This is a genomic window from Janthinobacterium sp. FW305-129, assembly GCF_020858115.1.
Lineage (GTDB): Bacteria > Pseudomonadota > Gammaproteobacteria > Burkholderiales > Burkholderiaceae_D > Janthinobacterium.
This window is the reverse complement of sequence record NZ_JACYMM010000001.1, coordinates 800564-818335: the sequence shown is the minus strand read 5'-3', so window position 1 is coordinate 818335 and position 17772 is coordinate 800564. Positions and strand designations below refer to the sequence as shown.

General features: G+C 66.7%; 21 protein-coding genes and 1 pseudogene. 10 read left to right on the top strand and 12 right to left on the bottom strand.

Features of this window, described 5'->3' with window-relative positions:
• Both IGS61_RS03430 and IGS61_RS03425 read right to left on the bottom strand, forming a co-directional pair.
• Entirely contained in the window at window positions 1–687 is a 687-nt protein-coding gene (locus tag IGS61_RS03430; RefSeq protein ID WP_230538311.1) for a DAPG hydrolase family protein, read from the bottom strand.
• A gap of 4 nt (window positions 688–691) precedes the next feature.
• Window positions 692–1861 carry an MFS transporter gene (locus IGS61_RS03425; RefSeq protein ID WP_268993692.1) on the bottom strand — a complete coding sequence of 390 codons (1170 nt, stop codon included), beginning with the start codon at window positions 1859–1861 and terminating at the stop codon, window positions 692–694.
• A 135-nt stretch (window positions 1862–1996) separates the two neighbouring features.
• Here IGS61_RS03425 and IGS61_RS03420 point away from each other — a divergent pair, with 135 nt between their 5' ends.
• Window positions 1997–2755 carry an IclR family transcriptional regulator gene (locus IGS61_RS03420; RefSeq protein WP_230538309.1) on the top strand — a complete coding sequence of 253 codons (759 nt, stop codon included), beginning with the start codon at window positions 1997–1999 and terminating at the stop codon, window positions 2753–2755.
• Here the strand turns inward: IGS61_RS03420 and IGS61_RS03415 are convergent.
• Together IGS61_RS03415 and IGS61_RS03410 are read right to left on the bottom strand one after the other, a co-directional pair.
• Window positions 2745–2921: a hypothetical protein gene (locus tag IGS61_RS03415; RefSeq protein ID WP_230538308.1), complete on the bottom strand. Its 177-nt coding sequence runs from the start codon at window positions 2919–2921 to the stop codon at window positions 2745–2747. The genes IGS61_RS03420 and IGS61_RS03415 overlap by 11 nt on opposite strands.
• A 34-nt stretch (window positions 2922–2955) precedes the next feature.
• Entirely contained in the window at window positions 2956–3243 is a 288-nt protein-coding gene (locus IGS61_RS03410; RefSeq protein WP_230538307.1) for a DUF6150 family protein, read from the bottom strand.
• Window positions 3244–3491: 248 nt separating this feature from the next.
• On the opposite strand from IGS61_RS03410, the gene IGS61_RS03405 reads away from it, so the two are divergent.
• The 4 genes and pseudogenes from IGS61_RS03405 (at window position 3492) to IGS61_RS03390 (ending at window position 6526) form a co-directional block, all read left to right on the top strand.
• The gene (locus tag IGS61_RS03405; RefSeq protein ID WP_230538306.1) at window positions 3492–4772 is read left to right on the top strand and encodes an arsenic transporter; all 1281 of its coding nucleotides are present in this window, start codon (window positions 3492–3494) and stop codon (window positions 4770–4772) included.
• Between the two features lie 45 nt (window positions 4773–4817).
• A complete protein-coding gene (locus IGS61_RS03400; protein ID WP_230538305.1) occupies window positions 4818–5447 on the top strand; it encodes an NAD-dependent dehydratase in 630 nt (209 codons plus the stop codon).
• 47 nt (window positions 5448–5494) lie between these two features.
• Window positions 5495–5911, top strand: a pseudogene (locus tag IGS61_RS03395) (GNAT family N-acetyltransferase); the annotation flags it as partial.
• Window positions 5912–5920: 9 nt separating this feature from the next.
• Window positions 5921–6526 (top strand): flavin reductase family protein, encoded by a 606-nt coding sequence (locus IGS61_RS03390; RefSeq protein WP_230538360.1) that lies wholly within the window; start codon window positions 5921–5923, stop codon window positions 6524–6526.
• Here IGS61_RS03390 and IGS61_RS03385 read toward each other — a convergent pair whose 3' ends face one another.
• The 3 genes from IGS61_RS03385 to IGS61_RS03375 form a co-directional block, all read right to left on the bottom strand.
• Window positions 6527–7447, bottom strand: a complete 921-nt coding sequence (locus tag IGS61_RS03385; protein ID WP_230538304.1) for a DUF2145 domain-containing protein — start codon at window positions 7445–7447, stop codon at window positions 6527–6529.
• Window positions 7444–7875 (bottom strand): hypothetical protein, encoded by a 432-nt coding sequence (locus IGS61_RS03380; RefSeq protein ID WP_230538359.1) that lies wholly within the window; start codon window positions 7873–7875, stop codon window positions 7444–7446. The genes IGS61_RS03385 and IGS61_RS03380 overlap by 4 nt, the downstream gene beginning before the upstream one ends.
• A gap of 92 nt (window positions 7876–7967) precedes the next feature.
• Window positions 7968–8801 carry an HDOD domain-containing protein gene (locus IGS61_RS03375; protein ID WP_230538303.1) on the bottom strand — a complete coding sequence of 278 codons (834 nt, stop codon included), beginning with the start codon at window positions 8799–8801 and terminating at the stop codon, window positions 7968–7970.
• A gap of 248 nt (window positions 8802–9049) precedes the next feature.
• Here IGS61_RS03375 and IGS61_RS03370 point away from each other — a divergent pair, with 248 nt between their 5' ends.
• Window positions 9050–9541: a (R)-mandelonitrile lyase gene (locus tag IGS61_RS03370; protein WP_230538302.1), complete on the top strand. Its 492-nt coding sequence runs from the start codon at window positions 9050–9052 to the stop codon at window positions 9539–9541.
• A 38-nt stretch (window positions 9542–9579) separates the two neighbouring features.
• Here the strand turns inward: IGS61_RS03370 and IGS61_RS03365 are convergent, their stop codons facing one another.
• Window positions 9580–10686 carry an acyl-CoA dehydrogenase gene (locus IGS61_RS03365; protein WP_230538301.1) on the bottom strand — a complete coding sequence of 369 codons (1107 nt, stop codon included), beginning with the start codon at window positions 10684–10686 and terminating at the stop codon, window positions 9580–9582.
• Window positions 10687–10760: 74 nt separating this feature from the next.
• Window positions 10761–11546 (bottom strand): AraC family transcriptional regulator, encoded by a 786-nt coding sequence (locus tag IGS61_RS03360; RefSeq protein WP_230538300.1) that lies wholly within the window; start codon window positions 11544–11546, stop codon window positions 10761–10763.
• Window positions 11547–11621: 75 nt separating this feature from the next.
• On the opposite strand from IGS61_RS03360, the gene IGS61_RS27810 reads away from it, so the two are divergent.
• On the top strand, window positions 11622–11756 hold the full coding sequence (locus IGS61_RS27810; protein ID WP_268993689.1) for a hypothetical protein: 135 nt from the start codon (window positions 11622–11624) through the stop codon (window positions 11754–11756).
• 36 nt (window positions 11757–11792) lie between these two features.
• Window positions 11793–12239, top strand: a complete 447-nt coding sequence (locus IGS61_RS03355; RefSeq protein ID WP_230538299.1) for a PaaI family thioesterase — start codon at window positions 11793–11795, stop codon at window positions 12237–12239.
• Window positions 12240–12262: 23 nt separating this feature from the next.
• On the opposite strand, the gene gstA is transcribed toward IGS61_RS03355, so the two are convergent.
• Together gstA and IGS61_RS03345 are read right to left on the bottom strand one after the other, a co-directional pair.
• Window positions 12263–12877, bottom strand: coding sequence for a glutathione transferase GstA (gene gstA, locus IGS61_RS03350; protein ID WP_230538298.1), 615 nt, complete (start codon window positions 12875–12877; stop codon window positions 12263–12265).
• A gap of 109 nt (window positions 12878–12986) precedes the next feature.
• Window positions 12987–13883 (bottom strand): LysR family transcriptional regulator, encoded by an 897-nt coding sequence (locus IGS61_RS03345; RefSeq protein ID WP_230538297.1) that lies wholly within the window; start codon window positions 13881–13883, stop codon window positions 12987–12989.
• Between the two features lie 75 nt (window positions 13884–13958).
• Here IGS61_RS03345 and IGS61_RS03340 point away from each other — a divergent pair, with 75 nt between their 5' ends.
• Both IGS61_RS03340 and IGS61_RS03335 read left to right on the top strand, forming a co-directional pair.
• Window positions 13959–15347, top strand: coding sequence for an MFS transporter (locus IGS61_RS03340; protein WP_230538296.1), 1389 nt, complete (start codon window positions 13959–13961; stop codon window positions 15345–15347).
• Window positions 15348–15624: 277 nt separating this feature from the next.
• Window positions 15625–16749: a fimbrial protein gene (locus IGS61_RS03335; RefSeq protein ID WP_230538295.1), complete on the top strand. Its 1125-nt coding sequence runs from the start codon at window positions 15625–15627 to the stop codon at window positions 16747–16749.
• Window positions 16750–16848: 99 nt separating this feature from the next.
• Here IGS61_RS03335 and IGS61_RS03330 read toward each other — a convergent pair whose 3' ends face one another.
• Window positions 16849–17709 (bottom strand): LysR family transcriptional regulator, encoded by an 861-nt coding sequence (locus IGS61_RS03330; protein ID WP_230538294.1) that lies wholly within the window; start codon window positions 17707–17709, stop codon window positions 16849–16851.
• Between the last annotated feature and the right edge of the window lie 63 nt (window positions 17710–17772).

The following is a 17772-nucleotide window of genomic DNA, read 5'->3' as shown; positions in this document are numbered from 1 at the left end:
CTACCATGGCAGCGCCACGGGCACGCTGTCGCGGTGCTTCGCCTGGTAGTGGGAGCGCAGGAATTGCGCCAGGAAAGTGAATTCGTTGTAGCAATGCATGAGCAGGGCGCGGGCGAATGCATCGGGGAAGAGGGCGGCGATCTCTTGCGGGCTGTGGCCGGCGTCCGGCAAGTCCTGGCCCATGTAGAAATGGCTGCGCAAGGTCATGCCCCAGGCCGTGTCGCGGCCCATGTGCAGCAGGCGCCCGCCGATGACGGCGCCGTCCGCCGTGCGGGGCGGCGCATAGCTCATGCCCACCCTGGCGCACACGGCGGCCGAAATGCGGCCCTCGGCCCGCGCCGCTGCATATTGCTCCGCGTCAAAGAATTCACGGGGATCGCGGAACTGGATGGCCAGCTGTTCGGCCGGCATGCCGCTGAAAAATTCTTCCGCCAGATGGATGGAGCCGACGTGCGTCCCGGCGCTGCCTTCGATCCAGCCGCTGGCCAGGTGGTCGACCGGATGCCACATCAGGTAGCGTTCCGTGTCGGGCCGCGAACGGAACCACCATTCAAACATCTCGCCAGTGCAATTTGGCAAGTCGGTGCGGCACGCCACGTGCAGCACGCCGCTGGGCAGCCGTTCGAAGCCCGTTTCCAGTGCCAGGGGAGCGGGGTGCAGCAGGGCGTGGACGTCGTTGAGATCCATGGTCTTACCTTTCAGTGCGGGTGGTGGAAACAGTCGCGGAGCCGGCGGCGCGGCGGCGCAGCAGCGGCGCGGCCGCCACGGCCGCGCCCAGCAGGGCCAGCGCGGCCGTGGCGGCAAACATCGTGGCGTGGCTGCCGGGCAGGCAGGTCATGAAGGAAGAGAGAAATTGCCCGCCGAAGATGGCCATCGACAGATACGCGAGGTTGCGGTTGCGGCTGGGCAGGTGGCTGCGCTCGACCGTCATGTGCGTGCACAGGGGCACCGACAGGCCGAAGCCCATCCCCAGCGCCACGGCGCCGGCCAGCAGCGCGGGCAGCGCGGCGGCGCCCGCAAACAGCAGGTGTGCCAGCGCATAACAGGCGAAGGCGGCGCCCAGGGTGCCGTGTTCATGCAGGCGCCGGACCGCCTGGGGCATCAGCCAGGCGGCCGCCACGGCCACCAGCGACACGAAGGAAAGCAAATACCCGGCCCGGTCCTCGCTCCAGCCCAGCTGCTGCAAGCGCAGGGGCAAGACGATGATGGCGGCAAAGAACACCGTCATGGACAGCGCCGCCAGGGCGTGGACGTGAAGCAGGGCGCGCGACGGGCCAGGACCATCCATGCCGCCATCCCCGGCCGGCCCGGGCGCCGGCACGCAGCGCCAGGCGCATGCCAGCAGCACCCACGAGGCCAGATACAGCAGGAAGGGATAGCGCCAGCCCGCCGTGGCCAGCAGCCCGCCCAGGGCGAGGAAGAGCACGCCGCCCAGTTCGATCGTCATGCCTTGCCTGGCGATCATGCGCAGCCGCGCCTGGCCGCTGAACAAGGCCGAGATCAAGGCCGTGCCCGAGGCCATCACCAGCGCCGTCGGCGCGCCCAGCAGGAAACGGTCGGCGAACACGGCCAGGTGGCCATGCAAGAACATGCCCGAGACGCCCAGCAAGCCGTACAGGAACAGCCCCGCCAGCAGGCTGCGGTGCAGTCCCAGGCGCTGCATGAGCATGGCGGCGAAGGGGCCGGCCAGCACCACGCCCAGCGAGGGCAGCGTGACGAGCCAGCTGGCGGCGTCGGCCACCCCGAGGCGCGCGGCGATGGACGGCAATCCCGGAACCAGCACGCATCCCACCATGATGGTCAGGCTGGCAACGCAAAGGAGCGTGCACGTTGCTGTCTTCGATATACTGCGGCTGGACATGCGCCTCCCTGGTGTTCGGGTTAACTAAACCGTTTATCGGAACAGTGTTCCGAATGATGGAACAATTATAGGGCCATGTACAATGCCGGTCAATGCCGTCACGGCAGCTATCGTCATGCACAATTGGGTAAAGAGATGAGTGAAGAAAACGAAGGCAATAGCGGCAAGCAAGTCATCGCGCGCGCGGCGGCGGTGCTGCGCGCGCTGGAAAACCAGACGGGCGGCCTGAGCCTGGCGCAGATCGCCAAGGGCGCGGACTTGCCGCGCACCACGGTGCACCGCATCGTCGCCGCGCTGGAAGCCCAGCAACTGGTCAGTTCCGGCGCCGGCGGGGTGAAGCTGGGGCCGGCCATCGCCCGCCTGGCGGCGTCGGCGCATACGGACGTGGTGGCGGTCCTGCGGCCGTACGCGGAAGCGTTGGGCCGGCGCACGCGCGAAACGGTGGACGTGTGCGTGTACCGCGGCCTGCATGCGGTGTCGGTGGACCAGTACTGTTCCGACCATGAGCTGCGCGTCGTCTCGGCCGTGGGAACGGCCTACCCGATCCACTGCACCGCGCATGGCAAGGCGTTGCTGGCGCAGATGCCGGACGAGGCGCTGGGCCGGCTGTTCGGCGAACGCCTGGAAGCGCGCACGGACCAGACCATCACGGCGCTTGCGCAACTGCTGCCGCACCTGGCGCAGGTGCGCGCGCAGGGCTATGCCGTCGATATGGAAGAGCACGCGCCGGGCGTGTGCGGCATCGGCGTGGCCCTGGACACGGGGACGAGCGAGCGCTACGCGCTGTCGCTGGGCGTGCCGGCCCTGCGTTTCCACGCCCAGCGGGAACAGCTGCTGTCGGCGCTATTGCAGTGCAAGGCGGAAGTCGAAGCCGTGCTCGGTGTCAAGCCGTAAAAGCGCTGATCGGGCGGTTGCGTGCCAGGCTCCAGCCCGTCGTGTGTCGGGTGCCGGGTTGGCCGTCCGCCTGCAGCGCGCCGTTGTCCCTCCAGGCGCTGTCGATCAGGCTGCCGCCGTCCGGCGTCTTGCCGAATACGAGGTCAGGGTTGCCGGGTTCGAGCAAAATCAAATCCGTGACGCATTCCTCCGCTTGAGTGTCAGCTGCCGCCGTGCGAGAGGCAGCCCTTGAGCCGGTGTGGCCTGGTCCAGCCTGCCTCGCCGGCCTGGTCGACAAAACAGATGGTCAGCTGCGCAAAGCCTTGCGAGGTGAAGTACACGCTGGCCGTGGCATCCTGGCGCTCGCGCGTGATGAACCACTGCGCGTCGCCTGTCGCCAGGCCCCGGCTGGCTGCGCGGTGCACGAGCAAGTCGGCATTGCCGCGCTGCACGATGGCCACCCGCACGTCGGCTTCACCCATGTTGTTGGTCTGATAAATGCGTGCCACTTTCCTGACCCCAGTTGCAATCGTGCCTGCGACTATACACCGATTAAGTTGCTTAAAGACAAGTGTAAACGGCTGCGGAGACACTTTTTTTTCACCGCTGGTTCCCGCCCTGGCCATCGCCTCGACGTGAAGGAATGCCTTGCTGTTTTGCATTAATTCAATAATTCCAGTATTATGGAATAGATGAAAACATACACAGGCTGCGGCGCATGGTGCCCGCGACGCCGCATCGCACGGAACCTCGCCCCATGCTGACCGCTTTCCTGATCTTTCTCGCCACTTTAACCCTCGTCATCTGGCAGCCGCGCGGCCTGGGCATAGGCTGGAGCGCCGTCATCGGCGCCTGTGTGGCCTTGCTGGCCGGCGTGATCCACTGGGGCGACATCCCCGTCGTCTGGCACATCGTGTGGAACGCCACCGGCACCTTTGTTGCCGTGATCATCATCAGCCTGCTGCTGGATGCGGCCGGCTTCTTCGAGTGGGCCGCCTTGCACGTGGCGCGCTGGGGCGGCGGCAGCGGGCGCAAGTTGTTTACCTTGCTGGTCTTGCTGGGCGCGCTGGTGTCCGCCGTGTTCGCCAATGACGGCGCCGCGCTGATCCTGACGCCCATCGTCATCGCCATGCTGCGGGCCCTGAAGTTTTCCGCCAAAGCCACCTTGGCCTACGTGATGGCGGCCGGTTTCATTGCGGACACGGCCAGCCTGCCGCTGGTGGTGTCGAACCTGGTCAATATCGTCTCGGCCGACTATTTCAGGATCGGCTTTGCCGCGTACGCGTCCGTGATGGTGCCCGTCAACGTCGTCGCCGTGCTTGCCACCCTGGCAGCCTTGCTGCTCTTTTTCCGCCAGGATATCCCGCGCGACTATGATCTGGCGCAACTCAGGCACCCCGGCAGCGCCATCCGCGACTTGAGTACTTTCCGCGCCGGCTGGCTGGTGCTGGCGTTGCTGCTGGCGGGATTTTTCTCGCAAGAAGCCCTGGGCGTGCCCATCAGCCTGATCGCGGCCGTGGGCGCCGCATTGCTGCTGGGCGTGGCGGGCAGGGGCCATGTCATTTCCACGCGGCACGTGCTGCGCCATGCGCCGTGGCAGATCGTCATCTTTTCGCTGGGCATGTACCTGGTCGTGTACGGCTTGCGCAATGCGGGCCTGACGGCTTACCTGACGGGCATGCTCAACCATTTCGCCCAGTACGGCGTGTGGGGCGCGGCCATGGGCACGGGCGTGCTGACGGCCTTGCTGTCGTCCGTCATGAACAACCTGCCGACGGTGCTGGTGGGCGCGCTGGCCATCGACCCGACGACGGCGCAGGGGGCCGTGCGCGAAGCGATGATCTACGCCAACGTCATCGGCAGCGACCTGGGACCGAAGATCACACCCATCGGCAGCCTGGCCACCTTGCTGTGGCTGCATGTGCTCGACAGCAAGAATATTCACATTTCCTGGGGATACTATTTCCGCGTCGGCATCGTGCTGACCGTGCCCGTGCTGCTGGCGACCCTGGCGGCGCTGGCGCTGCGCCTGTCCTGAGTTCCGTGTATGGTGGTGGCTGACAGCAACTTGAACGGGAAAGCCATGAAATTACTGCTCGTCGGCGCCACCGGCCTCGTGGGCCGCGAAGTGCTGCGCCTGGCGCTGGCCGACGCGCGCGTCAGCCAGGTCGTCGCGCCCGTGCGCAAGGCCTTGCCGGCGCATCCCAAGCTTGATGCGCCCATCGTCGATTTCGACCGCTTGCCGCCCGACGCGCCGTGGTGGCAGGCGGACGCCGTCATCTGCACCCTGGGCACGACCATGAAGGTGGCGGGCACGCGGCGGGCGTTCATGCGGGTCGACCACGATTATCCGCTGGCCGTGGCGCGCCTGGCGCTGGCGGCCGGCACGCCTGCGTATGCGCTCAATTCCGCCGCCGGCGCCAACGCCGCCTCGCGCATCTTCTATAACCGCGTCAAGGGCGAGCTGGAACGCGACCTGGAGCAGCTGGGTTTTGCATCGCTCACCTGCGTGCGGCCGGGCCTGATCGGCGGCGAGCGCGAGCAGGCGCGCGCGGGCGAGGGCGCCGCCTTGCGCGTGCTGCGCGTGCTGGGGCCCGTGCTGCCGCGCCGCTGGCGCATCAATCCCGCGCCGCGCATCGCCGGCGCCCTGCTGGAAGCGGCGCTGGCCGCGGCGCCGGGCGTGCACATCGTCAGTTCGGAGCAGCTGGCATGAATGCGCATCGCCTATAATCGGCATTCATGTTCTTTTGAGTACGGAAAATGCAAACAATACGTCCTTACCGGGCCGGCGACCGCGACGCCTGCCTGGCCCTGTTCGACGGCAATGCGCCGCGCTTTTTCGACCCGTCCGAGCGCGCGGACTTTGCCGCCTGGCTCGATACCTCGACGCATCCGTATCTGGTGATTCTGCACGACGGCCGCATCGTCGCCTGCGGCGGCCATGCCATCGAGGCGGGCGGCAGCGTCGCCAGCCTGTGCTGGGGCATGGTGGCGCAGGATGCGCATGGCCAGGGACTGGGCCGCGCGCTGACGCAGGCGCGCCTGGACGCGATACGCGCCATGCCGGGAGTCGCCAGCGTGCGCATGAATACCAGCCAGCATACGCAGCAGTTTTATGCGCGCTTCGGCTTTGAGCCCGTGAAGGTGACGCCGGATGGCTTCGGACCGGGCATCGACCAGTGGGACATGCTCCTGTCCCTGAAAGGCACGGAGCCTGAACATGGCCATATCGCCCCGGTGCCGCTGGAAAAGGCCTACCGCCTGCTCAATCACGGCCCCTCCATCCTCGTCTCGGCCCGCCATGGCGGCGTGGACAATGTGATGGCGGCCGCGTGGGCCTGCGCGCTCGATTTCGCGCCGCCGAAACTGACCGTGGTGCTGGACAAGGCCACGCGCACGCGTGCGCTGGTCGAAGGCAGCGGCAGTTTTGTCATCCAGGTGCCGACGGCGGCGCAGCTGCAGCTCACGCATGCCGTCGGCACGCACGGGCTCGATGCGCAGCCCGATAAGCTGGTCCGCGCCGGCGTGCGGCTGTTTCAGCGGGAAGGATTTGATCTGCCATTCGTTGCCGGATGCTCGGCCTGGCTGGCCTGCCGCCTGATCCCCGAGCCGCACAACCAGGCTGCGTATGACCTGTTCATCGGCGAAGTGGTGGGCGCCTGGGCCGACACGCGCGTGTTCCGCGATGGCCACTGGCATTTCGAGGATGCTGGTCCGGACTGGCGCAGCCTGCACTACATCGCCGGCGGGCGCTTTTATGCGATTGGCGAAGCGCTCGACGTGGATACCTAACTAATCGAGCGCGATGACCCGGTCGTCTGCGCCAGGAATACAGCCATCGGCGATCGGTTCCCAGCCCCGGTGCACCACCACCTGCTTGCCGTCGTGGCAGATTTCCACGCGTTCGCTGGCGGGCAGGCGCTGGCGCGCGAATGCTTCCAGGCTGGCCGGCAGGCTGACCGCCAGCTGCATGGTGCCGATGGCTTCGGGCGGATGGTCGTCCATGTGCACGAGGGGCACGAAGATGGAACCGAGCATCAGCCAGCGGGCGCCCACGTCGACGGGTGCGGGGTTGTAGGGCGCGGCGCGCAGCCAGTCCTGGGCGCGGGCGCGCAAGCCGCTGCCCGCAGCCAGTTCGCCCCAGGCGGCGGCCAGCATTTCCACCACCCACTGGTTGCAATTTTGATATTTCAGGCTGAATGCATACGCATTGGCGCTGTAGCGGCCCGCCAGCAGCTGCTGCACGCGCGCGGGGTCGAGCAGGGCGCGGCGCAGGGGCGGCCCGGTTTCCGCCGGCAGTTTTACGAGCGAGATGTAGCCGAGCGATGGATTGGCCGTGCCCATGGCGAAACCGGCCGTGCCCTGGTCGAAGATGCGCGGGCGGCCTTCGTCGCAGGCGTAGTACAGCTGGCGCGCGGACCAGCCGTCGTCATTGTCATGGCGCCAGGCCAGCGCCGCGTGCGAATAGCGGATGCCGAAGCGGGCCAGGTCCAGGCCGGAACGGCTGATCAGGGCCACGCTGCCTTCGCTGGCGGCCAGTTCCTCGCGCACGACGGCGGCAAAGCGCAGCAGCCGGTCCTGTTCCGTGGCCGTGAGTTCCTGGGCGCGGTCGCAAAAGCGCGAGGAGGCGAGCGAAGTGCCTGCCTGGACGGTGCCGGCCAGGACGAGCGCGGCGCAGCCGGCCAGCAGCGGCGCCAGCTTGCGCAAAATCAAAGGCTGACGGGACGCGTGGCCAGTTCGCCGTACCACTCGTCGGCCAGCACGAGGAAGAAGGCGGCGCGCGTGTCGTTGCGCGAGAATTCGATGCCGTAGGCGCGGTTTTGCGCATGCACCACGTCGCCCTGCGCCAGCTGCTGCTTGTCGAGCGCCGCTTGCGGCAAGTCCAGCACCAGCGGCGTCGCCGTGGCGTCGGCCTGCATGGTCAGGCGCGTCATGCCGTCGCGGCCCGGCAAGGCGGCCACGTCGATGATGCGGTAGGGACCATTGGCCACCTTGTTGTCGCGCGAGGAACTGTTGCTCGAACCGTTGAGCGAATCGGAAATGCTGCCGCTCGACTGGGAGCCAGCGCTGGAGGCCGAGGAAACGAAGCTGTCGGCGTTGGCGTTGCACGCCACGGTCAGTGCTGCGGCCAGGCCGAGCATGCGTAAGGAGATAGTCAAGGCAGTTTTCCAGTGGACGTCAATGAAAGCGCGCCGGGTCCATCCCGGCCTGCGCCATCATAGCAGATCGGCCATCAGCTGAGGAGCACTTCGATCAGGCCCTTCGCTTCGGCCGACGGCTGCGTGCGCAGCGCCTGCAGCACGGGATCGTGCTCCAGGTAGGCCTGCAGCGGCGCGCCGACGGTGATGCTGGCCTGCGGCAGCGGCGACGGAACCGGCGCCAGCGCCTTGGCCAGCAGCAGGGTGTCGCGCAAGCCTTCGGGCGGCAGCATGATGGTCGAACCGGGCAAGGCGTTGACGGCGTCGGCCACCGGCTGCGGCACGCCAAGCTGGCGCATCAGTCCCCGGCCGATCACTTCCAGCGCGGAGGCCATCTGCGTTTCCAGCTGGGCGTACAGGCCCGGCGTCTTGTCGGCCTGTGCCAGCAAATAGAAACCGGCCACTTCATGCACGATGCCGGCGAACAGCGCCGTATCGGCATCCGTGTGCGTGACGGCGCCCGCCAGCGCATGCGCCAGCACCGCCACATGCACGGTGTGCGCCCACAGCTGGGTGGCATGGGCGCGCAAGGCTTCGTCGCGGATGCCCGCGTTCAGCTGGCGGATGACGGCCGCCGTCGCCAGCGCATACAGGTTGCGGTGGCCGAGACGCTCGACGGCGGCGCGCACGCTGGTGATGGCGGGTGCCTGGCCGGGCGCGAACAGGGCTGAATTGGCCAGCGCCACGGCGCGCGCCGACAAGGTCGGTTCGCACAGCAGCAGCCGGCTGATGTCGGCCGAGTGGCAATCGGGGTTGGCCAGTTCCTTTTGCAGGAGCAGGGCCGTATTGATGCTGGTAGGAAAGGCCAGGGTTTCCGTTTCGGCGCTGGCCAGGAGTTGCGCCAGGCTGCTGAGCGTGTTGACGTGCATGGATGGGGGAGCGAAAAGTAGCAATGCCCTCATATTATCAGGCAATCCGGCCCGCATGGCGTCCGCCAGCCTTTCCTGTGCAACTGGCCCCGCCTCGGCTCATTCATCAGCCCAGCTTATAAGTCCTAGCGGATTTACTGCGCTAATCAGCGCGGGCCAGCACTGTTAAGCTTGGCTTGCCAGGACAGGCGCAGCCGGCTGCCCGGCGGCACGTGTGCTTATCTTACCGGCATGAAAGGAAAACAGACATGCATCGATACGCCGCGGCACTCTTGCCGCTTTGCCTGCCCGCCGGGGCCGTCTCTGCCTCCGCGTCCGCCGAGGCCGCAGCCACACACGCTGCCGTGACCGTCACGCGGGCCGCCGCCATGCCCGCCATCACGGGCGACGCCCGCTATTTCACGGGCACGGTCGCAGTCGACGCCATGTTCCAGCGGACGGCTCCGGCCCGCGTGGGCGGCGGCATCGTCACGTTTGCGCCCGGCGCCCGCACGGCTTGGCATACGCATCCGCTAGGCCAGACCCTGATCGTCACGCAAGGCAATGGCTGGGTGCAGCACTGGCAGGGACCGCTGCAGGCGCTGGCCGTGGGCGACGTGGCGTGGATACCGCCCGGCGTCAAGCACTGGCACGGTGCCACGGCCACGTCCGCCATGCAGCATGTTGCCATTGCCGAGGCGCAAGATGGATCGGTGGTCAGCTGGCTGGAGCAGGTGACGGACGACAGCTATCCGCGCTAAAGAGGCGCTGGCTGGCGTTGCCGCGCGGCGCGTTCACGCTACGGCAGCAGCAGCGCATGCTGGCTGGCCGTATGGAAATCGCGCCAGACGCGGTTGATGGCGCTGTCTTCGCGCGCCGCGTACAGGCCGCAATATGGATACAGGCCGTCGACGGCCGCGCGGCAGACGGCGACCAAATCCAGCGAACTGGCCTGCACGGCCTGCATGGCGTGCTCGTCGAGCGCCGCGCCGGCGGCCACCTGTGCCCAGCTGTCATCGAGCACGGCGTAGAAGCGGGCGCGGGCGGCGATAAAGGCGTCTTTCTTGCCTTGCAGCATGGATATCACTTCCGGCACCTCCAGCAGCGGCAAGCCGGCACGCGCATGGCGGCGGTGGCGCATGCATTCCTCGGCCAATTCCATGAAATGCGTGGCCATGCCGGCCACGTTGGCGGCCAGGGTGACATAGGCAAGCGAATAAAAGGGATAGCGGTACAGGGGGCCGTCGGCCGTCGCGGTGCCGGGACTGATGGTAAAACCATGTTCCTTGGCAAGCCATTCCCCGTCGATGCGGTAGCTGTGCGAGGCGCTGGCGCGCATGCCGATGCTGTTCCACGAGGGCACCAGCTGCACCAGGGCGGCGGGCACGAGGAAGGCGCGGATGCGCGGTTGTCCCTGCGCATCAAGCAGGGGCTGGCCAGCGCGCTGCAGTCGGGCGTTCAGGGTGAAGTGGGTGGCCATCGGCGCGCCGCTGGCGTAGTCCCAGCTGCCCGTGATGCGGTAGCCGTCGCCTTCTTCCTCCGCGTAGCCGGTGGCCGCGCCGCTGCCGCCCAGGCAGACGCGCGGCGTGCCGATGATGCTGCGCGCCATGCCGGGCGCCAGAAAGCCCGCGAACCAGCCCGCGCCCGCGCACAGGGTCAGCACCCAGCCCATGCTGCCGTCGGCGGCGGCCACGGCTTCTTCCAGGCGCACGGCCTGAGGCAAGGGCAGCTCGGCGCCGCCCGCACTGCGCGGCGCCAGCATCGTCAGCCAGCCGCGCCGGTGCAGCAAGGCTTGCTGGGCCGGATGCAGGAAGCGGGCGGCATCGGCCGCCTGGGCGTGGCGCGCGATGCGCCGGGCGTCGCGCCCGGAAAGGGTGGCAAGGGTAGCGAGAGCAGCGTGCGGCATGAGTAAAGTCCGGCAATGGCGAAGGCGGGCATTTTCGCACAGTGGGCGCGGTTGCGGGCGCCTGGCGAGTGCGGCTAGGCGCTGCGCCGCCGGTACTCGTCCGGCGTCTCGCCCGTCACCTTGCGGAACATGGTGATAAAGGCAGAGGAGCTGGCGTATGCCAGGTCGAATGCGATGCTTTCCACCGTCTGGCCCGTTTCCAGCATGGCCATGGCCTTGATCACGCGCAACCGCGCGCGCCATTGGGCAAAACTCATGCCCAGGTCGCGCTGGCAGCGGCGCATCAGCGTGCGCTCCGTGGTGTTGACGGCTTGCGCCAGCGCGGCCAGCGGGCGGTCATCGCCGGGGTTGCTGTCGAGCATGGCCAGCACCTTGCCCAGCATGGGGTCATCCGAGCTGGGCAGATAGCTGCCCACGGGTGCGGCGCGCGCCAGCTGGTCCAGCAAGACCTGCAAGAGGCGCTCTTCATGAATCGTCTGCGGCATGCCGGGCGGATGGCTGCGCAAGTGCTCGTGCATGGCGCGCACGAAGGGCGTGACGGCCAGCGCGCATGGCGCGGCGGGCAGCTCCCCGCACAGTGCTTCGTCCACATACAGCGAGCTGTGGCAGGCGGGATGGCGGTTTTGCCCCGTGTGCGGCACGCGCGGCGGCAGCCAGATACCGTACTGGGGCGGCACCAGGTAGTGTTTTCCGGCCACCAGCACTTCCACCACGCCGCTCAGCGCATACACGAACTCGCCCCAGGAGTGGCTGTGGCTGGGGTAAATTCCTGCGGCCGGCATGGCGGCGCTGCGAAAGCAGATGGCGGCTGGCAGGGCACCGCTGTAGGGTGCCAGCAGCAGATGTCTTGTGGTGGGCACGGGCATTGTGGTTGGCTGCAATGAAAGAGTGGCTGTCGGATTCTCACTATATCAAGAAAAGCCGCACCGTTGATAATGATGACTCTGCAACAAGGAATCCTGACGCCGCTGTCCGGCGTGTTGCTGGCCGGCATCGTGCTGGTCAGTGCCTGCGGCACCCTGACCGTATTGTTCGCGGCGCGCAAGAAGCAGGGTAGAGTGGTGCCATAAGTTCTTTTTTCTGTTCACTTGAGAAAGTATTTCACCATGACACGACTTCCCGACCCGCAATTCGCCGACCGAGTCCGCGCCAGTTTTGATTTGCAGAACGCCATGACCCTGATCCGGGCCAGCTTGCCCGTGGTGGCGCATGGCAGCACGGAAATCCACGTGCCGCACTGGAGCGGAATCGAGCAGCAGCACGGCTTCGTGCACGGCGGCGTGGTGGGCATGATCGCGGACTCGGCCGCGGGTTACGCGGCCATGACGATGGTGCCGGACGGCGCGTCCGTGCTGACGGTGGAATACAAGATGAATTTGCTGGCGCCCGCCGATGGCGAGAAACTGATTGCGCGCGGCAAGGTGGTGCGTCCCGGCCGCACGCTGATCGTCACGCAGGCCGAAGTGTTTGCCGTCAAGGATGACAAGGAAACCCTGTGCGCGCTGATGCAGCAAACCATCATGGTGATGCACGGCAAGTCCGAAAAGACGTGAGCCCGTGCACCGGGCCACACCGTTCAAGCGGCCTTGGCCAAGCCTTCCGCTTCCCGAGCAGCGTTGACGCTGTCGCGCTGGCCCACTCTTGCCAGGAAGGCTTGCAGATGCGCCAGCGCGGACAAATCCACGCCCACGTTCGGCGCCCAGCCTGTAACGACGAACAGATAGGCGTCGGCCACGGTGAAGGTGTCGCCCGTCAGATAGGCACGGCCTTCCAGCCGGCTGTCCACATACTTGTACTTCTTGCCTAGTTGCTCGACGAACAAGGCCTTGGTGGCGGCGTCGAAGCGGGGATCGAACAGGGGACTGAACGATTTGTGCAGTTCGGACGTGATGTAATTCTGCCATTCCAGCACCTTGTAGCGGGCCGGGCTGCCTACGGGCGGCAATAAATCCTGCCTGCCGGCCTGTTCGGCGATGTACTGGGCGATGACGGGGCCTTCGCTCAGGGTCGTGCCATCGTCGAGCGCCAGCAGCGGCACCTGGCCTTTCGGGTTGAGTTCGTAGTAATTGCCGCCTTCCTGTGTACGGTGCTGGCCCAGGTCGACCTTCACGAGGGTGAATTGCGTGCCCGTTTCGCGCAGGAGGATGTGCGGTGCCTGCGAGCAGGCGCCCGGCGAGTAGAAGAGTTTCATGGCGATCCTTGAACAGGTGGGAAAGCAGCCACTATAGTCCTGTGCCGCCGCACGGTAAATGCGTGTTCGTGCGGTTCGCCGTTGACGCCAGGTGTAGCCTTGCGCTGGCTCAAAGCCGGGGATAGCGCAAGGTGTCGAGCAGCAAGGTAAACGCGGGCGAGGGGTGGCGCCGGCTCGGGTAATACAGCTTGTAGCCCGCATACGCGGGGCACCAGTCGTCGAGCACGCGGATAAGGCGGCCATCGGCGACGTAAGGCTGTACCACATCTTCCGCCATGCAGGCTAGCCCCAGGCCATCGAGCGCCGAATGCAGCCGCATGGCCATGTTGTTATAGATCATCTGTCCTTCCACGCGCACTTTCAGCTCCTGCCCATCCTTGGCAAATTCCCAGGCATACAGGCCGCCCAATGTCGGCAGGCGCATGTTGATGCAATTGTGCGCCATCAAGTCCTGCGGCGTGGCCGGCGGCGCATGGCGGCTGAAATACGCGGGCGAGGCGACGACGGCCATGCGGAAATCGGGGCCGATGGGCATGGCGATCATGTCCTTGGCCACTTGCTCGCCCAGGCGCACGCCCGCGTCGCAACGCGCGGCGACGATATCGGTCATGCCATTGTCGACGACGACTTCGATGTGGATGTCCGGGTAGTGCGGCAACAAGCGGGCGATGGCCGGCTGCAGGACGGTCAGCGCCGCATGTTCGCCCGCACTGATGCGGATGTTGCCGGCCGGCTTGTCGCGCCGTTCGCTGAGCAGGGCCAGTTCCGCCTCGATCTCGTCGAAGCGGGGCGCCACCGTGCGCAGCAGCTGTTCGCCCGCTTCGGTCGGCGAGACGCTGCGCGTGGTGCGCACGAGCAGGCGCAGACCGAGCCGTTCTTCCAGCGCGCGCACCGTCTGGCTCAGCGCCGACTGCGACACGCCCAGCTTGGCCGCCGCCCGGGTAAAACTGCCGGCGCGGGCCACGGCCACGAAGGCGAGGATGTCGTTGAAGTTGGTTTGTGCCATTCATTAATCCTGCTAATAAGTTCATGCGGACTTTAGCATCTATTCATGGTAATGGGGAAGGCATACAGTGGCGGCATGAAAAATCTCCCCGCTCACGCCGCCGCGCCGCACAAGGCGGCCATCCTCGCCATCATTCTCGTCAGCTATGTGATGATCGTGCTCGACACATCCATCGTGCTGACGGGCTTGCCGAAAATCCATCAGGAACTGGGCTTTACGGACACGGGCCTGGCCTGGGTGCAAAGCGCCTACACCTTGACGTTTGGCGGCTTGCTGCTGCTGGCTGCGCGCGCCGGCGACGTTTTCGGCCGGCGCAGGATGCTGCAGCTGGGCCTGGCGCTGTTCACCGTGGCGTCGCTGGCCATCGGCCTGGCGCAGTCGCCGGACATGCTGATCGCCGCGCGCGCCATCCAGGGCACGGGCGCGGCCATCCTGGCGCCGTCGACCCTGGCACTGCTGCAAACCACGTTCGCGGAGGGGCGCGAACGCACGCGGGCCATCGCCCTGTACAGCGCCGTGGCCGGCATCGCCGCCAGCGTGGGCCTGGTGCTGGGCGGCGTGCTGGCCGAATGGCTGTCATGGAGAGTCGGTTTCTTCCTTAACCTGCCCATTGGTGCGGCCATGCTGGTGGCCGCGCGCCGTTTCATTGCGGAAAGTGACCGCAGCCGGGGCTCGTTCGACGTGGCCGGCGCCGCCAGCTCGACCTTTGGCATGTCGGCCTTCGTGTATGGCTTGATACGCTCGGCCGGCGCCGGCTGGGGGAATTTCCTGACACAAGGCGCCTTGGCGGCGGGCGTGCTGCTGCTGGCCGCTTTCATATTGATCGAGCGGCGCGCCGCGCAACCGATCCTGCCGCTGAGGCTATTTGCCGATAGGCAACGCAACGCCGCGTACGGGGCCAGGGTGCTGTTCCTGGGCGCCATGATCGGCTTCTTCTTTTTCACCACGCAATTTTTGCAAGTGGTGCTCGGCTATCCGCCATCGTTGACGGGCCTCGCCTTCCTGCCCATGACTTTGGTCAACTTTGCCGTCGCCCTGTGCGTGCCGCGCTTGACGCGGCGCTTCGGCAATGCGCGCCTGCTGGCCATGGGACTGGGCTTGACCCTGCTGGGCATGGCATGGCTGAGCCGTGTCGGCGCGGACACGGCGTACTGGCTGGGCGTGGCCCTGCCGATGGTGCTGATCGGCGCGGGGCAGGGCATGGCGCTGAGTCCCCTGACGGCGGCCGGCGTGGCCGGCGTGCCGGCGCGGGATGCGGGCGCGGCATCTGGCATCGTCAACGTGGCGCACCAGCTGGGCAGTTCGCTGGGGCTGGCGACGCTGGTGGCGATCTCGGCTGTTGGCGCGGGCCAGCTGGCGGGCGTGCCGCTGCTGGCGCACCGCGTCACCGTGGCCCTGGGCAGCGCGGCCGTCATGCTGGCGCTGGCCTTGCTGCTGGTGCTGTCATGCCGCCGGCGCGGCTGACCGTTCACGCAGCAACCGTCCGGGCCCTGCGGCCGCCGCATTTTTCGGAGTGCTCCTATAGTGCTTGAGTTGCAGGGGTTTTACACTTCACCCCGCAATGACACAGGAGCGCGGCCAAGAAAGGGGCTTCCAGGAACGGACGGGAAGCGCAAGCCGGCCAGGTCGCCTGCGGGCGTGCGGCCATGGCCGCTAGAGCTCCGGGCGCCCTCATCAAATCCTTGATGTACCGCATGCAATCTCAGTCAGTTGCACCAATCAACATCGTAAAGGTACCGTTATGAATATTGGCTCTTTGGTCAAATCGGGGTTGGCCGCCGCGCTACTGTGGGCAGCGACCGGCCCGGCCTTCGCGGTCACCTGCACCTACATGAACGGAATCCAGCCGGCGGTGGGCGCCATGCCGCTGCAGGTCTCGGCGATCACTGTCGGGCGCGATGTGCCGGTGGGCACCGAAGTGTATCGCCAGACATTCAACATGGCCGGCGGCCAAGCGGTGAGAGCGGAGTGCCTGTATCCTCCGTATCAACAATTTACCGAGTTTATGGTTGAGGCAGGTTCCGGCCAGGCCAACTGGACCAGCGGGATGTATGCCGGTAAAGTCTACCAAACCAGCATTGCGGGGCTGGGGGTTGCCTTCAACAGTACGGGCGGTCTGCTGCCCAGACAGACAGGCAAGGTATGGACCACTTGCGAAGCGGGCTATCGCTGCATTGTTCCTTTTGATGGGCCTGCCAATTTTGAATTGATATTGATCAAGCTGGGCGACGTGGCGCCGGGCGTGCTGCGGGGCGACTCACTGCCGACCGTCAGCCTGTTCGGCAATTTCGGCGATGCGAGAGTGCTGGGCTTCAAGATGGGCGTCTCCGGCAGTCTGCAGATTGTCTCGCGCACCTGCCGCACGCCGGATGTGGCGGTGGCCATGGGCACGCACCGGCCCAAGGCATTGACCGGGGTCAACAGCGCCACTGGGTGGACGGATTTTTCCATTTCCTTGAACAATTGCCCGGCCTTCCATGGCACAGTGAACAAGACTCCTGCCAGCTGGGTCTCGCAAAGCGGCAGCCCGCCGAGAGGCACGGGTGGCAGCGGAACCAGCGACAGTAACAGCCTGCAGTACCGCATCGATCCAGCCGGCGCCGCGATCAACCCGGCCAATGGCGTGCTGAGCCTCGATCCCAGCCCTGCGGGCCGTCCTCCCGCCGCCAGCGGCATCGGCGTGCAGGTGGCGACCACGGCCGGCACGCCGCTGCCGTTGGCTATCAAGCGAAGCAGCGGGCTGACCCTGAGCGCCAGCGACCGCAGTTATACCATCCCCCTGCGCGCGCGCTACCTGCAGACCGGGGCCAATGTGACGCCGGGTCCGGCGAATGCGTCGGCGACGTTCACGATCAGCTATGAGTAATGTTGTTCAGGAAGCCGGGGCTGGGCCGGCTGACGGCGTGCCGGTACAGATGCGGCGGCGCCTCGGGCGTCGTCCGGTAGAACAGGACAGCGCGCAGTGTCAAGCCAGCGCCGCGGCCGACCATTCGCGCAGCATCTGGCCGAACGCTTCGGCCGCCGCCGTCTGGCTGGCGGCACGCCGGAGCAACTGGAACTGAGCAGCGGGCAGGGCGGGCAAGCCAAACTGCCCATCGATGACGACCATGCCCGCTTCCAGGTCGCCTTGCGGCAGGGCCGTGATCGCCAAGCCAGCCAGCACGGCGGCGCGCAAGCCCTGCTGGCTGGGCGAGGTGAACGCCACGCGCCAGTCGAGGCCGGCGCTCTCGAGGGCATCGACGCCCACTTGCCGGTGCATGCACGGCGCCGGTGAAAACGCCAGCGGCAGGGGCAGCGCGCCGTCGTGGCGGAAATCCTGCGCCGCGGCCCAGACGAAGCGCGTGCGGCGCAGCACGGCCGCCTCGTCGCCGCTATCGGCCGGGGCCATGATGACGGCCAGGTCCAGCGCATCGGCGGCGACCAGTTTCTGCAAATCAAGATAAGTGCCGACCGTCACGTCCAGGCGCACGGCGGGAAACAGGTGCGCGAACTGCGCCAGCAGGGCCGGCAGGCGCGCGCCCATGAAATTTTCCGGCACGCCGAAGCGCACGGCGCCGGCGATCGAGGAACGCTGGAAGCGGCGCGACAGGGCATCCTGGGCCGCCAGGATCTGCCGCGCGTGGCGCAGGAAATCCTCGCCATCTTCCGTCAGGCGCAGGCTGCGCGTCGTGCGCACCAGCAGCGCCGTGCCCGCCTGATCTTCCAGGCGGCGGATCTGGTGGCTGATGGCGGACTGGCTCAGGTGCAGCCGTTCGGCGGCGCGCGTAAAGCCGCCCGTGTCGTGCACGGCCACAAAGGCGCGCAGCAGGGCGGTATCGAAGTCCATGGGTTTCCCGTGATTCATGATGAAAATGAATGAATTGTACAAAATTTTATCATTTCCCTCATG

What these genes read in the sequence shown, in the direction of transcription:
- IGS61_RS03400 (WP_230538305.1), top strand. Translation starts at nt 4,818, where the DNA reads ATGAAATTACTGCTCGTCGGCGCCACCGGCCTCGTGGGCCGCGAAGTG.
- IGS61_RS03380 (WP_230538359.1), bottom strand. Translation starts at nt 7,875, where the DNA reads ATGCTCGGCCTGGCCGCAGCACTGACCGTGGCGTGCAACGCCAACGCC.
- IGS61_RS03345 (WP_230538297.1), bottom strand. Translation starts at nt 13,883, where the DNA reads ATGGCACAAACCAACTTCAACGACATCCTCGCCTTCGTGGCCGTGGCC.
- IGS61_RS03355 (WP_230538299.1), top strand. Translation starts at nt 11,793, where the DNA reads ATGACACGACTTCCCGACCCGCAATTCGCCGACCGAGTCCGCGCCAGT.
- IGS61_RS03340 (WP_230538296.1), top strand. Translation starts at nt 13,959, where the DNA reads ATGAAAAATCTCCCCGCTCACGCCGCCGCGCCGCACAAGGCGGCCATC.
- IGS61_RS03375 (WP_230538303.1), bottom strand. Translation starts at nt 8,801, where the DNA reads ATGCACGTCAACACGCTCAGCAGCCTGGCGCAACTCCTGGCCAGCGCC.
- IGS61_RS03405 (WP_230538306.1), top strand. Translation starts at nt 3,492, where the DNA reads ATGCTGACCGCTTTCCTGATCTTTCTCGCCACTTTAACCCTCGTCATC.
- IGS61_RS03330 (WP_230538294.1), bottom strand. Translation starts at nt 17,709, where the DNA reads ATGGACTTCGATACCGCCCTGCTGCGCGCCTTTGTGGCCGTGCACGAC.
- IGS61_RS03365 (WP_230538301.1), bottom strand. Translation starts at nt 10,686, where the DNA reads ATGCCGCACGCTGCTCTCGCTACCCTTGCCACCCTTTCCGGGCGCGAC.
- IGS61_RS03420 (WP_230538309.1), top strand. Translation starts at nt 1,997, where the DNA reads ATGAGTGAAGAAAACGAAGGCAATAGCGGCAAGCAAGTCATCGCGCGC.
- IGS61_RS03335 (WP_230538295.1), top strand. Translation starts at nt 15,625, where the DNA reads ATGAATATTGGCTCTTTGGTCAAATCGGGGTTGGCCGCCGCGCTACTG.
- IGS61_RS03430 (WP_230538311.1), bottom strand. Translation starts at nt 687, where the DNA reads ATGGATCTCAACGACGTCCACGCCCTGCTGCACCCCGCTCCCCTGGCA.
- IGS61_RS03390 (WP_230538360.1), top strand. Translation starts at nt 5,921, where the DNA reads ATGCTCCTGTCCCTGAAAGGCACGGAGCCTGAACATGGCCATATCGCC.
- IGS61_RS03425 (WP_268993692.1), bottom strand. Translation starts at nt 1,861, where the DNA reads ATGTCCAGCCGCAGTATATCGAAGACAGCAACGTGCACGCTCCTTTGC.
- gstA (WP_230538298.1), bottom strand. Translation starts at nt 12,877, where the DNA reads ATGAAACTCTTCTACTCGCCGGGCGCCTGCTCGCAGGCACCGCACATC.
- IGS61_RS03370 (WP_230538302.1), top strand. Translation starts at nt 9,050, where the DNA reads ATGCATCGATACGCCGCGGCACTCTTGCCGCTTTGCCTGCCCGCCGGG.
- IGS61_RS27810 (WP_268993689.1), top strand. Translation starts at nt 11,622, where the DNA reads ATGATGACTCTGCAACAAGGAATCCTGACGCCGCTGTCCGGCGTGTTG.